This is a genomic window from Rouxiella silvae, from assembly GCF_002093625.1.
GTDB classification, from domain to species: domain Bacteria; phylum Pseudomonadota; class Gammaproteobacteria; order Enterobacterales; family Enterobacteriaceae; genus Rouxiella; species Rouxiella silvae.
Map to the genome: position 1 here is coordinate 77,903 of NZ_MRWD01000002.1, position 15,963 is coordinate 93,865.

At 52.8% G+C, this 15,963-nt stretch carries 13 protein-coding genes; 11 read left to right on the top strand and 2 right to left on the bottom strand.

Features of this window, described 5'->3' with window-relative positions; all coding sequences use genetic code 11:
- Positions 1-10: 10 nt before the first annotated feature.
- Positions 11-1,006 (bottom strand): LacI family DNA-binding transcriptional regulator, encoded by a 996-nt coding sequence (locus tag BS639_RS01440; RefSeq protein WP_084982046.1) that lies wholly within the window; start codon positions 1,004-1,006, stop codon positions 11-13.
- Between the two features lie 273 nt (positions 1,007-1,279).
- On the opposite strand from BS639_RS01440, the gene BS639_RS01445 reads away from it, so the two are divergent.
- From BS639_RS01445 to BS639_RS01460, 4 genes are all read left to right on the top strand, one after another.
- Positions 1,280-2,521, top strand: a complete 1,242-nt coding sequence (locus tag BS639_RS01445; RefSeq protein WP_084982047.1) for an MFS transporter — start codon at positions 1,280-1,282, stop codon at positions 2,519-2,521.
- A 21-nt stretch (positions 2,522-2,542) separates the two neighbouring features.
- Positions 2,543-3,970, top strand: coding sequence for a glycoside hydrolase family 32 protein (locus BS639_RS01450; protein ID WP_084982048.1), 1,428 nt, complete (start codon positions 2,543-2,545; stop codon positions 3,968-3,970).
- A gap of 83 nt (positions 3,971-4,053) precedes the next feature.
- On the top strand, positions 4,054-5,409 hold the full coding sequence (locus BS639_RS01455; protein WP_084982049.1) for a carbohydrate porin: 1,356 nt from the start codon (positions 4,054-4,056) through the stop codon (positions 5,407-5,409).
- Between the two features lie 137 nt (positions 5,410-5,546).
- Positions 5,547-5,819: a PTS transporter subunit EIIB gene (locus BS639_RS01460; protein WP_084982050.1), complete on the top strand. Its 273-nt coding sequence runs from the start codon at positions 5,547-5,549 to the stop codon at positions 5,817-5,819.
- Here the strand turns inward: BS639_RS01460 and BS639_RS01465 are convergent.
- Positions 5,816-6,751 carry a LysR family transcriptional regulator gene (locus tag BS639_RS01465; RefSeq protein ID WP_055783771.1) on the bottom strand — a complete coding sequence of 312 codons (936 nt, stop codon included), beginning with the start codon at positions 6,749-6,751 and terminating at the stop codon, positions 5,816-5,818. The genes BS639_RS01460 and BS639_RS01465 overlap by 4 nt on opposite strands.
- A 122-nt stretch (positions 6,752-6,873) precedes the next feature.
- On the opposite strand from BS639_RS01465, the gene BS639_RS01470 reads away from it, so the two are divergent.
- The 7 genes from BS639_RS01470 (at position 6,874) to BS639_RS01500 (ending at position 15,910) form a co-directional block, all read left to right on the top strand.
- Positions 6,874-8,139: an ABC transporter substrate-binding protein gene (locus BS639_RS01470; protein WP_055783445.1), complete on the top strand. Its 1,266-nt coding sequence runs from the start codon at positions 6,874-6,876 to the stop codon at positions 8,137-8,139.
- Positions 8,140-8,174: 35 nt separating this feature from the next.
- A complete protein-coding gene (locus BS639_RS01475; protein WP_055783448.1) occupies positions 8,175-9,158 on the top strand; it encodes a carbohydrate ABC transporter permease in 984 nt (327 codons plus the stop codon).
- On the top strand, positions 9,158-10,003 hold the full coding sequence (locus BS639_RS01480; RefSeq protein WP_084982051.1) for a carbohydrate ABC transporter permease: 846 nt from the start codon (positions 9,158-9,160) through the stop codon (positions 10,001-10,003). Before BS639_RS01475 ends, BS639_RS01480 begins: the two co-directional genes overlap by 1 nt.
- 35 nt (positions 10,004-10,038) lie before the next feature.
- On the top strand, positions 10,039-11,400 hold the full coding sequence (locus tag BS639_RS01485; RefSeq protein WP_055783455.1) for a family 4 glycosyl hydrolase: 1,362 nt from the start codon (positions 10,039-10,041) through the stop codon (positions 11,398-11,400).
- A 63-nt stretch (positions 11,401-11,463) separates the two neighbouring features.
- Entirely contained in the window at positions 11,464-12,573 is a 1,110-nt protein-coding gene (locus tag BS639_RS01490; RefSeq protein WP_084982052.1) for an ABC transporter ATP-binding protein, read from the top strand.
- Positions 12,574-12,596: 23 nt separating this feature from the next.
- Entirely contained in the window at positions 12,597-14,252 is a 1,656-nt protein-coding gene (locus tag BS639_RS01495; protein WP_084982053.1) for a glycoside hydrolase family 13 protein, read from the top strand.
- Positions 14,252-15,910 (top strand): glycoside hydrolase family 13 protein, encoded by a 1,659-nt coding sequence (locus BS639_RS01500; protein WP_084982103.1) that lies wholly within the window; start codon positions 14,252-14,254, stop codon positions 15,908-15,910. The genes BS639_RS01495 and BS639_RS01500 overlap by 1 nt, the downstream gene beginning before the upstream one ends.
- Positions 15,911-15,963 lie beyond the last annotated feature (53 nt).

A 15,963-nucleotide genomic window follows, 5' to 3' on the forward strand; every position in this document is an offset into this window, starting at 1 on the left:
GCCTCTTGCTTCACATCGATTCGCGTTGAAGCCACGGGCTTTCAACGCGAACGGTTTCACGATGGCGATCGCCGTTAATAATGTGCAGCGCGCTCAGGCGGCCAATTTCGTAGTGGGGCAATTGCACCGTCGACAGCGGGGGCAAAAACAGGTCGCCAATGCCCACCATATTGTCGTAGCCCAGCACGCCGACGTCCTGCGGAATGCGCAGACCTTGCGCCAGAAGAATTTGATAGACCATGAAAGCAACGCGATCGTTACCACACACCACGCAATCAAACGTCGGCTTACCCTGTGGCATGTGCGCTGCCATCATCGCCGGAATATCCCGATAGTGCTCGTCGCCGAAGTCCATATAGCGGTGTAGCAGAGTATCGGGGTCAATACCGGCTTCACGACAGGCGCGCGACAGCCCCTTGCGGCGACGAATCGTTGCCAGATGCTGGGCCGGCAGATGCAGACACAATGGTCGGCGATAGCCCGCCTGTAGCAACGCTTTCACCCCCTCGTACTGACCCTGTTCATCGTCAGGAATATAGCTGGCAACCGGCTCATGCAGGCTTTCACAGTTGGCCAATACGCACGGAAGAGACAGCAGTTTAGGCGGAACCGGCACCTGTCGCAGCCCCATTGTCGTGTAAATAATGCCGCTTGGCCGATGCGAGAGCAGTAGGTCAACCATGGTTTCAGGACTGTCGTCGGAGAACATATTGACCACAAAACTGTTCCATCCGTGGGCGCGTGCCGTTTCCTCAATCGACAAAGTGATCTCTACGGAAAAAGGGGTGGTTACCGTATCAAGCGCCAGCACGCCGACGGTGTTCGGCGTTGCCCGCGCTCCGCGCACCTTTTTGGCTGACAGGTCTGGCACGTAATTTAATTCACTAATGGCGGCCTGCACACCGGCAAGCGTGTCAGGTTTAAGCCTTTCTGGGCTGTTCAAGGCGCGCGATACCGTCATTAACGACACGTTCGCCAGCTTTGCCACATCTTTTAATGACGCCATAAGTCTCTGTCCTGATTTGATGAAATCTCGGTCCATGCCTGCGGATCTACAAGGCTATACAACTCCGATTGTGAAGTAAAAGGATGGGCGATATTTTTTGTTCTCCGTAATTCGCGATGCCGCAGGAGAATTGTCATTAAATCATGATCGTGCTCTCATAACTGGTATGTTAACGTTAACTTGTGTGATTAACATCATAAGTTCACTTTAAATTGCGTGAGGCGGGTGTGATGTTAACGTTACCATTTCATCATCTTCCTCACTGAGACTGCCATGATGAAAAAACATCATTCTCAAAATTATCCGTTGTTAAGTGCGTTGCTGTTCTTCTTTTTCGTGAGCTGGTCATCGTCCAGTTCTCTGCTTTCCATCTGGCTTCATCAAGAGGTTGGATTAAAAGCGATGGATACTGGCGTGATCTTTTCCGTGCTGTCCGTTTCGGCACTTTGTGCACAGGTATGTTACGGCTTTATTCAGGACCGGCTCGGCTTACGCAAGAACCTGCTGTGGTACATCACGGGGCTGCTTATTCTTTCCGGCCCAGCGTATGTGATTTTTGGCTATCTTCTCAGTATCAACATTCTGTTGGGCAGTGTCTTCGGCGGTGTGTTTATCGGCCTGACTTTTAACGGCGGCATTGGCGTTCTTGAGTCTTACACCGAAAGAGTGTCACGTCAGAGCACCTTTGAATTCGGTAAAGCCCGAATGTGGGGGTCACTCGGTTGGGCCGTGGCGACCTTTTTTGCCGGTCTTCTGTTCAATATCAATCCAAAACTCAACTTTGTGCTCGCGTCATGTTCGGGGCTGGTGTTTTTTGCCCTGTTGGCGCGGCTTAAAGTGAGTACCCCTGCCAGTTTGGAAAAAGTGGAGCAGGGCGCAGAAAAGGTGACGTTAGAAGATGCGCTGCGTTTGTTCACGCTGCCGCGCTTCTGGGCGTTAGTATTTTTCGTGGTCGGAACCTGCATTTATGGCGTTTACGATCAGCAGTTTCCGGTCTATTTCTCTTCGCAGTTTGCGACCCTGCGGGAGGGGAATGCGATGTATGGTTACCTGAACTCTTTCCAGGTATTCCTGGAGGCGGCGGGCATGTTCTGTGCGCCGTGGCTGGTAAATCGCATTGGCGCTAAAAATGGGCTGATCTTTGCTGGCATGGTGATGGCGTTGCGCATGATGTCGTCAGGGCTGGTAGAAGGGCCGGTGCTTATTTCCATTACCAAGCTGCTGCACGCGGTCGAACTGCCTATTCTGTTGGTCTCGGTCTTCAAATATAACAGTCTGAACTTCGACAAGCGGCTCTCCTCCACGCTTTATCTCGTCGGCTTTGCCTGCACCAGCTCCATTATCGCCACCTTTCTTTCGCCACTGGCGGGCTACAGCTATGAAAAATATGGTTTCGCCCAGTCCTATTTAATCATGGGGCTGATGGTCTTCTGCACCACCTTTATCTCAATTTTTCTTCTCAGCAGTCACAAACTCGCACCCGAAGATGTCATGCCCCACCCCTCGTCCGTTTGAATGAATTAAGAGTGAATAATTATGACCTTATTGATTGAAAAAGCTGAACACGCACTGACCGCTAAACGCGACCAGCTAACGATGCGCTGGTATCCCGATTATCATCTTGCAGCCCGCGCTGGCTGGATGAATGATCCCAACGGGCTGGTATGGTTCGACGGTTGGTATCACGCATTTTATCAACATCATCCCTATTCCACCGAGTGGGGGCCAATGCACTGGGGACACGCCCGCAGTCGCGACTTGCTGCACTGGGAGCATCTGCCCGTCGCACTCGCGCCGGAAGGGCCGGAAGATAAAGACGGCTGTTTCTCAGGCTCGGCGGTGGTCAACGGTGAGGAGTTGGCGCTGATTTACACCGGCCACAAGTTTCACGGCGATAACACCTGCGACGAGAATCTTTACCAGGTGCAATGTCTGGCCACCAGCCGGGACGGCGTTCACTTTACGCGTGAGGGGCAGGTGCTCGATACCCCCGTGGGACTGCATCACTTCCGTGACCCTAAGGTGTGGCGCGAGAACGGGATGTGGTACATGGTGGTGGGCGCGCGCGTTGAAGATACCGGCATGGTCAGGCTATACCGTTCAGAGGACCTGCATCACTGGCACGATGAAGGCATTTTGGCTGAGGCGCCGCAGGGCATGGGCTTTATGTGGGAATGCCCGGACTTCTTTACGCTACAGGGGAAGCAGGTGCTGATGTTTTCCCCGCAGGGCATCGCGGCGCAGGGCTATGCGAATCGGAATTTATTCCAGAGTGGCTATATTGTCGGTCACTGGCAGCCGGGCGAGGCCTTTGTGCAAGAAACTATATTTCACGAGCTTGACCACGGTCACGATTTTTATGCGCCGCAAAGTTTCTTAACGCCGGACGGTCGTCGCATCGTTATCGGTTGGATGGACATGTGGGAATCTCCCTTGCCCGAGCAGCAAGACGGATGGGCTGGCATGCTTTCGCTCCCTCGTGAGCTGACAGTAACCGAAGATAACCGCGTGCAAATGCGGCCTGCGAGGGAGGTGGAAGCACTTCGGCAAGACTTTTCCCGCTGGTCGGTCAGTACGCTGCACAATAAAGCGCTGTGCGTGATGGAGCACTGTGAAACTGCGGAAGTTGTTCTCCACTGGGATCTTGCCGGCAGCGACGCCGAGCAGTATGGCATTGCCTTGCAAGATGGCATGCGGCTTTATATCGATAGTCAGTCGCAACGTCTGGTTCTTGAGCGCAATTATCCGCAACTGGGGCTTTGTGGACAACGGAGCGTGCCGCTGCCGCGAACGACAGAGCTAAATCTGAGGCTGTTTTTTGACCGCTCTTCGGTTGAAGTCTTCGTTAATGACGGGGAGGCCTGTCTCAGCAGCCGTATTTATCCGCAGCAGCATCAGTTAATGCTTTTTGCCTGGTCTGGGACCGCGATTATAAAAGAGTGTGGCAGCTGGAATTTAAAATAATTATATAAAAGAGCACTGCCCTAAATATTGGGGCAGGCTTTGTGCACCTTTATTTTCTATATTAACAAGCAAGGATTAATTCGATGAATAAAAAAATCGGACTGATGCTGTGCGTCAGTGTATTCTCTGGGCCTGCTTATTCACAATCATCTTTAACGGTAGATCAGCGTTTTGCATTACTCGAGCAACGCCTACAGTCCGCCGAAATGCGTGCCGATAAGGCCGAGGCGGAAATAGTAAAATTAAAACAGCGGCCAATGGCGGTTGAAAATCGCGACGTGGCCGCCAATAAGAGTGAGCACGAGCCGGTGATTAAATTAAATAAAGACGCCTCGCTTAAATTTTATGGTGACGTTGAATTTAATCTCGACGGAGCCAGCCGTACAGGAAGTCTGACGTCTTTAAAAACCAGCGCTAATAAAAACTGGGCACCCGGCAATAAAGAGCGATGGGACATTAATGGCCGGATTTTATTGGGTGTGGAGGGCATGCAAACATCGACCAACGGCCAATATGCCGGTTTCAACGTACAGCCGCTGGCGGATATGAATGGCAAAATGAACCTCGACGATGCCGCCTTCTTTTTCGGCCAACAGAATGACTGGCAGGTGAAAGTTGGGCGCTTTGAAGCCTATGATATGTTCCCGCTTAATCAGGATACGTTTGTCGAGTATTCCGGCAATACCGCGAACAATCTTTACAGCGACGGCTACGGTTATATTTACATGATGAAAGAGGGGCGTGGGCGCAGCAACAGCGGAGGCAACCTTCAATTAAGCAAAAATGTCGGTCACTGGTATTTTGAAGTCAACAATCTGGTAGAAGATGGCAGCTCGCTGTATGTCGACCAGCGTTATCACGGAATGGCGTTGGAAAATCAGAAAAATGCCGTGTATGTCCGGCCAGTCATTGCATGGCAGTCTGGTGACTATTCCGTTGCGGCGGCGATGGAAAGCAATCTGGTCAATAATGCCTATGGCTATACCGATAATAACGGGAAATGGAACGACCAGTCGGGGCGCACGGGCTACGGATTAACCATGACGTGGAATACGCTAAAAAATAACCCGCAGGACGGCACCGTCATCAACCTGAATACCGCCATGATGAATGCAAAAAAAGAAAAAGACTTCAGTGCCGGAGTTAATGCCCTTTGGCATCGGGTGGAGGTGGGTTACATTTATGCCCATAATAAGATTTCCGAGTTTAATATTTCCGGTATCGATAGCGAGTGCATTACCGACTGCGCTATTTTGGCACCGGGTAATTATGATATTCATACCCTTCACACCTCCTGGCAATTACCGAACATTATGGATATGCCTAACTTCAATATTTATCTCGGGGCCTACACGTCGTGGTTAAATTCCTCTGCAGAAGGTGACTCCAATCACCAACCTCGCTATGGCGCACGCGTGCGGTTTAAATACCTGTTCTGACTTACTCACAAACCTTGCCCACGTAACCCGAGCGATATAGATAAACTCTATATCGCTCGGGTTTAAATCAATTTCACATCGCCCGATATCGGTTTTATGCTGCTGCGGAAAATGCAAAGGGGCTTTCAGGAGGCAACATGGATAAGCAACAGCTGGCGGTGCTAGTGCTAAAGGCAATGGGGGGGGCGGAAAACCTCGTCAAGATGAGCTACTGTGCCAGTAGAATCAGAGTAAAAATACGCGACACCTCGCGGCTCGATAGGCGAGGACTGGAGTCATTGGATGACATTAAGTCAGTGCTGGACGTCGACACGGCGCAGCACTGCACGGAGTATCATCTGGTGGTAGGACCGGGAAATACCCGGTCGCTTTACGAGGCACTGACGGCGTTAATGCCTAAAAATAGCTAAACCAGCAGGTGGCGGATTGGCTCAAGGTGTTGCTGCATCAACTCCTGCATCTGCACCACGTGCGCTGTGTCCATCTTTTCACGCATCATATAAAAGCCCACGTTGTAACGCGGGCTTTTTTGCCTGCTTTGCAGCGGCACAATGTTGTAGCGGGCAAAATATTCCGTCATGCATCTTGGATAACTGATCATTACCGCGTCGGAGTCGTTAATCATGTCTACCGCCGCCATCATCGAGTTAGTCGACCAGATCACTCGTTCTTCCAGATGCATCAGGTTTCGCGCCAGCCTTTTGGGCTGCATATCTTCCACTATATGTTGAAAACGTCCTTCGTCCGGCGTCAGTTCTACGCACGGGTAGTCCTGCAGTTCAACGGGTTCGATAACCTTATTACACAGCGGATGACCACGGCGAACAAATAGACTGTCGGAAACGCTAAACAGCGGCGTAAAGTTGATGCCTGCTTTCGAATTTAGTCCCTGTATTTCGTGACCTATAAATAAATCGATATCACCGCCCAGCAGCAGATCCATCAGCCGCAGGTGATTTCCCTGATCAACATGGATATTCACGGTGGGGTGCAACGTTCTGTAGGCGTTAAAACTGTCGCGCACAAACATGTACCACCAGGCGTGCCCAGTCCCCATTCGCAGACTCTGCACCTGACGTGCTTTGATAAATGCCAGTTTGGTGAGCGTATTTTCATAAATACGCTGCATCATCTGCGCCTGTTCAAGCAGAAGATCGCCATACTCCGTGGTTTTCACACCTGTCGACGTCCGCTCCAGCAACTGTACGCCAAGATTCTCTTCCAGCTTCTTCATATTATGCGTAAGTGTCGGCTGGCTAAGGCAAAGTTTGTTTGCAGCATGACTCACATTTTTGAACATCGCTACTTCGATAAACTGCCGTAGAATTTTATCCAAGATCACATATTCCATTGGTGATATAGAGAATTTCTATATCGTAGCGGTGAAAATCAATTTCCGCCAATGTCTCCGCTTCGCTATTTTTCATGCATGACGGTATTCCCGCCACCATCTGAGAGCAAGCCATGAGAAGAGTGATTCCAGGATTGATTGCTGCCGTGTTGGCCCTCACGTCGGGTCTGGCACGGGCTGATACCCTGCGTATGGAGTGCCCACCGAGCAAGGAAGGTCGCCAGTTCTGTAGCTTTATCAAGCAGCAGTTCGAAGCGCAAACCGGCCATACTTTGGCCTTTATCAGTCTTCCTCCCGCCTCGAATGAAAAACTTTCTTTATTTCAACAGCTGTTTGCCGCCAAAGATTCGGGGGCCATTGACTTGTTTCAGGCCGATACCGTGTGGATTGGCGTGTTGGACAAACATCTTCTGGATTTGACCGACAGCGTTGCTGACATCCGTAACGACTTTTTCCCCACCTCGTTGCAAAACGACATCGTCAACGGGCGCGTCAAGGCTATCCCTGCCTATATGGACGCCGGTGCGCTTTTTTATCGAAAAGATTTATTAGAAAAATACGGTGAAAAACCGCCCGTGACCTGGACAGACTTGACCCGTATCGCCACGCGTGTTCAGCAGGGCGAGCGCGAGGCGGGGCACAAGAATTTTTGGGGACTGGTGTTTCAGGGCAAAGCCTATGAAGGCCTGACCTGTAACGCGCTGGAATGGGTTGAGTCGCAGAAGGGCGGCAGCTTTATTGACGCGCAGGGCAATATCACCATCAACAATTCGCGGGCAGCGCAGGCGTTAGATATGGCCGCCGCCTGGGTGGGGAAAATCGTGCCACCTGGCTCATTGGGCTACATGGAGGAAGAATCCCGCTCGGTGTTCCAGAACGGCGATGCGCTGTTTATGCGCAACTGGCCCTATGCCTACATGCTGGCCGAAGACCGCAGCAGCGCCATCCGTGGCAAAGTCGGCGTGATGCCTTTACCAAAAAGTGAAGACGGCACGTCTGTCAGCACCATGGGCGGCTGGCACTGGGCCATTAGCGCCTATACCAAGAATCCAAAGGCGGCTATCGCCTTGCTCAAAATTGTCAGCAGCGCCGAATCGCAGAAGAAAGCATTGGCCTTGACCGGCTGGGCGCCATCACGCACCGCGCTGTATGACGACCCCGAGGTATTGGCGCAGGCGCCTTATCTTGCCGATTTCAAAGAAGTCTTTATTCATGCCAAACCTCGTCCAGCCACCCAGACCAAGCGTCAATACGCTCAGGTCTCCAAAGCTATTTACAACGCCACGTATAACGTGCTGCGCGGTGACAGCGACGGCGCGACGGCGGTTGCGGAGTTACAGCAGCGGCTCGAGAGAATTAAAGCCAGAGGATGGCGCTAAGCGCTGCGCCCCATTAACGGTCCGGAGATTGATGCATGAAGCAAGAAACACGCTCTTTATCCCTTTCTGACGATAACCTCGGCAGCCGTGCGCAAAAACGCACCAAGCCGAGTTATCAGCTACGCCGCAGTCGTGTTGCCTGGCTATTGGTCGCACCCTCTGTTCTGTTGCTGGCCGCCGTTGCAGGCTGGCCGCTGTTTCGCACGCTGTTTTACAGCTTTACCGACGCGATGCTGGACGCACCCGAGGACTACCACTTTGTCGGATTCGCCAACTACTTTGACCTGGCTGAAGGGGGCCATCATTACGGCGTGCTGGCCGACCCACTTTGGTGGCTGGCAGTGGGCAACACGCTGCGCTTTAGTCTGATATCGGTCTCGCTTGAGCTGGTGTTCGGCATGCTGCTGGCGCTGCTGATGAATCAGAAATTTCGCGGTCAAGGGTTGGTGCGCACCGCCATTCTCGTGCCGTGGGCTATCCCGACGATTGTGTCTGCCAGAATGTGGAGCTGGATGTTCCACGACCAGTACGGCGTGGTAAATGACCTGCTGCTCAAAATAGGCGTCATCAATACGCCGCTGGCCTGGGTGGCTGATCCTGGGCTTTCAATGTGGGCGGTGATCATCGTTGACGTCTGGAAAACCACCCCGTTTATGGCGCTGATGCTCTTGGCTGCGCTACAGCTTATCCCGCGCGATTTATACGAAGCGGCAAGAATTGACGGAGCCAATGCCTGGCAACGTTTTCGTCGTATCACTCTGCCGTTAATCATGCCTGCAATGGTCGTGGCGCTGATTTTCCGCGTCATGGATGCGCTGCGCGTCTTTGACCTGATTTATATCCTGACGTCGAACAGTGAAGCTACCGTTTCTGTTTCCGGCTATGCGCGAGACTTGCTGGTGAGTTATCAGGAAATGGGCTCCGGTTCCGCCGCATCGGTGCTGGTATTCATGATGGTCGCAGGTATTGCAGCCTGCTTCCTGATGCTGGGCCGCCGCCGTAATTCAGAGGAAAAATAATGAGACTGAACCGTCAACAGCAACAGCTTGCCCATCGTTCACTCCTGCTAGCAGGAGCCTCGCTGGCCTGTTTGATCTGCCTATTCCCGTTTTATTACGCGATTATCACCTCGCTGCGCTCGGGACAAAACCTGTTCAACGTGGTCTGGCTGCCCAATGAATTGAACTGGAGTAACTACGTCACGGCGCTGATGGACAACGGCATCGCCCGTAGCCTGTTCAACTCTGCCGTGGTGGCCACGCTGACCGTCGGTCTGTGCCTATTGGTGTCGATCACCGCCGCTTTTGCCTTGTCACGCATTCGCTTTAAAGGCCGAAAATATCTGCTGTTCACCATTCTTTGCGTGTCGATGTTCCCACAAGTGGCGGTGCTGTCCGGCATGTTTGAACTGGTACGTTTTATGGGGCTTTATGACTCGCTTGGTGCGCTGGTGCTGTCTTACACCACTTTTTCGCTGCCGTTCACCATCTGGGTCCTGACCACCTTCATGAAGGCAATCCCGAAGGAGCTTGAAGAGGCGGCCATCGTCGACGGCGCAAGCACCTGGACCATTATCAGCCGCATTTTTGCGCCGATCATGGGGCCGTCGTTGGTAACCACCGGACTGCTGGCGTTTATCGGCGCATGGAATGAATTCATGTTCGCCCTGACGTTTGTTATTTCCAGCGATAAACGCACTGTGCCGGTGGCTATCGGCATGCTGCAAGGCTCATCTCAATATGAACTTCCGTGGGGAGCCATCATGGCCTCCTCGGTGATTGTCACGCTTCCCATTGTGGCGGTGGTGCTGATTTTCCAGCGACGCATCGTCAGTGGATTAACCAATGGCGCAGTCAAAGGCTGATGCCCAGAAAACAACCGTCAGGAGACAGAACCAATATGGCTACAAAAATCGTATTAGTGGGCGCAGGCAGCGCACAGTTTGGCTACGGCACGCTGGGTGATATTTTCCAGAGCAAGACACTGTACGGCAGTGAAATCGTGCTGCTGGATATTAATCCCGCTGCGCTGGCGGTCACTGAAAAGACGGCCCGCGATTTTCTGGCAAAAGAAGACCTGCCGTTTATCATCAGTGCGACCACCGATCGCCGTACCGCTTTACGCGGGGCGGAGTTTGTCATCATTTCGATAGAAGTCGGGGACCGTTTTGCCCTGTGGGACCTGGACTGGCAAATCCCGCAGCAGTACGGCATTGCGCAGGTTTATGGTGAAAACGGCGGACCAGGGGGGTTATTCCATTCACTGCGCATCATTCCGCCTATTCTGGATATCTGTGCCGACGTGGCCGATATTTGCCCTAATGCGTGGGTGTTCAACTATTCAAACCCGATGAGCCGCATTTGCACCACCGTGCATCGCCGCTTCCCTGAGCTGAACTTTGTGGGCATGTGCCACGAAATCGCCTCGCTGGAGCGCTACCTGCCAGAAATGCTCGGCACCTCATTCGATAACCTGAACCTGCGCGCCGGTGGGCTCAACCACTTTAGCGTACTGCTTGAGGCAAGTTACAAAGACAGTGGTAAAGATGCCTATGCCGACGTACGTGCCAAAGCGCCGGATTACTTCTCAACCCTGCCCGGCTACAGCGATATCCTGGCCTACACGCGTATCCACGGCAAACTGGTAGAGACCGAGGGCAGCACCGAGCGCCACGCGCTGGGCGGCAAAGATAGCCGTTATCCGTGGGCGGACCGCACGCTATTCAAAGAGATCCTCGAAAAATTCCACCATCTGCCGATCACCGGCGATAGTCACTTTGGCGAATACATCAGTTGGGCAGGCGAGGTCAGTGACCATCGCGGCATTCTCGACTTCTATACTTTCTATCGCAATTACCTCGGCGAGGCGCAGCCGAAAATAGAACTTAAGTTGAAAGAGAGAGTGGTGCCGATTATGGAAGGAATATTGACCGATTCAGGTTACGAGGAGTCAGCGGTCAATATTCCCAATCGCGGGTTTATCAAGCAGCTGCCAGAGTTTATTGCCGTAGAGGTGCCAGCCATCATTGACCGCAAGGGCGTACACGGCATTAACGTCACCGTTCCGGCGGGGATAGGCGGGCTGCTGAGCAATCAGATTGCCATTCATGACTTGACCGCCGAGGCGATCCTTACGGGTTCACGTGACCTGGTTATTCAGGCGCTGCTGGTGGATTCGGTGAATAACAAATGCCGGGCGATCCCTGAGTTAGTCGATGTGATGATCTCTCGTCAGAGCCCGTGGCTCAATTATCTGAAATAGCAGCAGACTTCACCCATGCCGGCGCACAGCCGGCATGACTTCAACCTGAATTCGGAGAGTGATATGGCGCAACTGACGCTGGATAACATTCAAAAACGCTACGGTGCCAAGACGCAGGTGATTAGCTCGCTGGACTTGCAGATTAAAAGCGGGGAGTTTGTGGTGATCGTTGGGCCTTCGGGCTGCGGCAAGTCAACGCTGCTGCGCATGATTGCCGGGCTTGAAGAGATAAGCGGCGGCGGTATGTATATCGACGGGGACTATGTTAACGACGACAGTCCCGCCGAGCGCGGCATCGGCATGGTATTTCAGTCCTACGCGCTCTATCCGCACATGAGCGTGTATCAGAACATGGCGTTTGCGCTGGAGTTGGCGCGTCATTCGACGTCGGAGATTGACCAGCGGGTGCGAGAATGCGCGCGCATTTTACAGCTGGAACCTTTACTTGAGCGGCGGCCGAAAGACTTGTCCGGCGGTCAGCGTCAGCGTGTGGCGATTGGTCGCGCCATTGTGCGTGAACCCAGACTGTTCCTTTTTGACGAGCCGCTTTCCAACCTTGACGCCTCACTGCGCGTGCAGATGCGCATGGAGGTCGCGGCCCTGCATAAGCGTTTGGGCGTCACCATTATTTATGTGACCCACGATCAGGTCGAAGCCATGACGCTGGCCGACCGTATTGTGGTGCTCAATCAGGGAAATATCGAACAGGTGGGGACCCCGCTTGAGCTGTATGACCATCCGGCCAATGAGTTCGTTGCCCAGTTTATCGGCTCGCCGAAGATGAATTTGATCCCGGCCATTTTGCGCCACTCGGGTGAACAGCAGAGCGTGGTCGAACTGGACAATGGCAAAACGCTGACGTTACCCATCGCGACGCCGGCCACGGCTGAGGGCCGCAGCGTGAATATCGGCATTCGTCCTGAGCATATTAGAAGTGGCGATAGGGAACAGTGCGAATACCAGGGAGAAGTGATGTTTGTCGAACAAATGGGCAATGAAACGCTGCTGTATCTGGACAACGGCAACGCAGGCGAACCTTGGGTGGTCAGGCACGCCGAGCGTTCCGCAATTAACGTCGGTGAAACCGTCGGCGTACGCCTGCCGGTGGAGCGCTGCTACCTGTTCGACAGCAAGGGCTGTGCATTCCAGCGCATTCTGGCAAAAAGACATTAGTGGGTCTTGGGGAAGATTTAGAGATGAGTGATACGCACAGTGCACGAGGGTGGAAAGACGCGGTGGTTTATCAGGTTTATCCGCGCAGTTTTATGGACAGCAACGGTGACGGCACCGGCGACCTTGGCGGTATTATCAGCAAACTGGATTACCTGCAGCAGCTTGGCATCAATCTGCTGTGGTTGTCGCCGGTTTACCGCTCGCCCATGGATGACAACGGCTACGACATCTCCGACTACGAGGACATTGCGGAAATCTTTGGCTCAATGGCCGACATGGAGCGTCTTATTACCGAGGCCAAGGCGCGTGATATCCATATTTTGATGGACCTGGTCGTCAACCACACCTCCGATGAACATCCCTGGTTTGTCGACGCAATTAGCTCAACAAACAGCACTTACCGTGATTTCTACGTCTGGCGAAAACCTGCCACCGACGGCGGCCCGCCCAACAACTTGCGCTCCAACTTTGGAGGCAGCGCCTGGACGTTAGATAAGCCGAGCGGCGAATACTATCTGCATCAGTTTTCGACCCGCCAGCCGGATCTAAATTGGGATAATCCTCGCGTTCGCGACGAGGTTCACGCCATGATGAATCGCTGGTTGGATAAGGGTATCGGCGGATTTCGAATGGACGTTATTGACCTGATTGGCAAAGAGGTCGATCAACAAATTATGGCCAACGGGAAAAATCTTCATCTGTATCTTCAACAGATGAACCGAGCAACCTTTGGTAAGCGCAACAGTATTACGGTGGGTGAAACGTGGAGCGCCACGCCGGAAGATGCCCTGCTTTACAGCGCCGAGGAGCGCAAAGAGCTGACGATGGTCTTTCAGTTTGAGCACATCAAGCTTTTCTGGGACCCGCATCAAGGCAAATGGTGCAACCAACCTTTCGACCTGCTGCGTTTTAAAGCGGTTATAAACAAGTGGCAGACGGCACTGGCGCATCGCGGCTGGAATTCGCTGTTTTGGAGCAATCACGATTTGCCGCGCGCAGTTTCCAAGTTTGGTGATGATGGCCAGTATCGCGTGGTGTCAGCGAAAATGCTCGCCACCGCACTCCACTGCTTAAAGGGGACGCCCTATATATATCAGGGCGAGGAGATTGGCATGACCAACGTGCATTTTGCCCATATTGAAGATTATCGCGATATCGAAAGCCTGAATCTTTATCAGGAACGGATTGCCGAAGGGGTAAGCCACGCGCAGATGATAGGCGGCATACACGCCAACGGACGTGACAATGCGCGCACGCCGATGCAGTGGGACAGCAGCGCGAATGCCGGTTTTACCGACGGTCAGCCGTGGATTGCATTGAATCCGAACTATGAGCAAGTGAACGTGGCGGCGGCGCTTGCCGATCCCAACTCTGTTTTTTATCACTATCAGCAACTGATCGCCTTGCGCAAACAGTTGCCACTTTTAGTGCACGGCGATTTTCAGCAAGTTTTTGCCGAGCATACGAAAGTGTTTGCCTGGTTGCGCACCCTAGAGAAGCAGACGCTGCTGGTTATCAATAACTTCACGCGCGAGCATCTTACGCTCGACGTGCCAAAAAATTTGCAGTCGTTGCAGGGCCGCTGTCTTATCAGTAACTGTGCGCCGCGTGAGCAGCTTGACGCACAACTGGAACTGCAACCCTATGAATCTTTTGCAATAATTTTTGAGAGGTCATGATGGCAAACTGGTGGAAAGAGGCTGTGGCGTACCAGATTTACCCGCGCAGCTTTAAAGACAGCAACGACGACGGCATCGGTGACCTGAATGGCATCACTGACAAGCTCGATTATCTTCAAGACTTGGGGATCACTCTTATTTGGATCTGCCCGATGTACAAATCGCCCAATGATGATAACGGTTATGACATCAGTGATTATCAGCAAATCATGGCAGAGTTTGGCACAATGGCCGATTTTGACCGCCTGCTTGAGCAAGTTCATGCACGCGGTATGCGCCTGATTATTGATTTGGTGGTAAACCATACCTCCGACGAACATCCGTGGTTTTTGGAGTCGAGCGCCTCGCGTAATAATCCAAAGCGCGACTGGTACATCTGGCGCGACGGCAAAAAAGGGGCCGAGCCCAATAACTGGGAAAGTATTTTCAACGGTTCTGCCTGGAAATACAGCGCCACCAGCGGGCAGTACTTTCTGCATTTATTCTCAGAAAGACAGCCGGACCTCAACTGGGAGAACCCAGAAGTGCGCGAGGCGGTGTACACGATGATGCGCTGGTGGCTCGACAAAGGCATCGACGGTTTCCGCATCGACGCCATCTGCCACATGAAAAAAGAGTCGGCTCTGAGTGATATGCCCAATCCATTGGGGCTGCCTTTTGTGCCGTCGTTCGAACGCCATTTGAACTATGACGGGCTGCTCGATTACGTCGATGACATGTGCGAGCAAGTGTTCAATCGTTACGACATTGTCACCGTCGGCGAAATGAACGGGGCTTCCGCCGAGCAAGGCGAAGCGTGGGTAGGGGAGCAGCACGGCAGGCTGAACATGATCTTTCAGTTTGAGCACGTGAAGTTGTGGCAGGACGGCCAACGCGACAGACCGGATGCCGGGCTCGACCTGATAGGGTTAAAAAATATCTTTACCCGTTGGCAGACCTTGTTGGAAAACAAAGGCTGGAATGCGCTATACGTCGAGAATCATGACCTGCCTCGCGTGGTATCTGGCTGGGGCGACGTTGAGCATTACCATCACGAAAGTGCAACGGCCATTGCCGCGATGTATTTCCTGATGAAAGGTACGCCGTTTATTTATCAGGGACAGGAATTGGGCATGACCAACACCCACTTTGCCAGTCTGGATGATTTTGATGACGTGGCCGCTAAAAAACGCGCGGTTGAAATGCGACGCCAGGGCAGAGACGAAGCGGATATTCTGGCATTTCTAAGCCGCAGCGGGCGCGATAACTCACGTACGCCAATGCAGTGGGATGACTGTGCCAACGGCGGTTTTAGTGCGGCAACGCCGTGGTATCCGGCGAACGGAAATTACCGTGAAATCAACGTGGCGCGTCAACGCGAAGACAGCGGTTCGATACTGAATTTTTATCGTGCACTCATTGCTCTGCGTCAGCAGATGCCAGTGCTTATCGAGGGAAGTTATGCACTGCTGCTGCCCACTGACCCGAATATTTATGCCTACACCCGGACGCTGAACGACAGCCAGGCGGTGGTTATCGGTAATTTCAGTCCCCAGGATCAGGACGTCAATGTGCAACAGTTGGCGCTGGAAGGCTGGCAATTACTGCTGGGTAATTATCACGATGAAGGTGAGTTGCAAAGACTGCGCCCCTATGAAACGCGGATTTATCAGCGCTAGACGACTAAATCCTTTCTGATTGGGGTTTTCCGCAGTGCATCACCGATGCTATT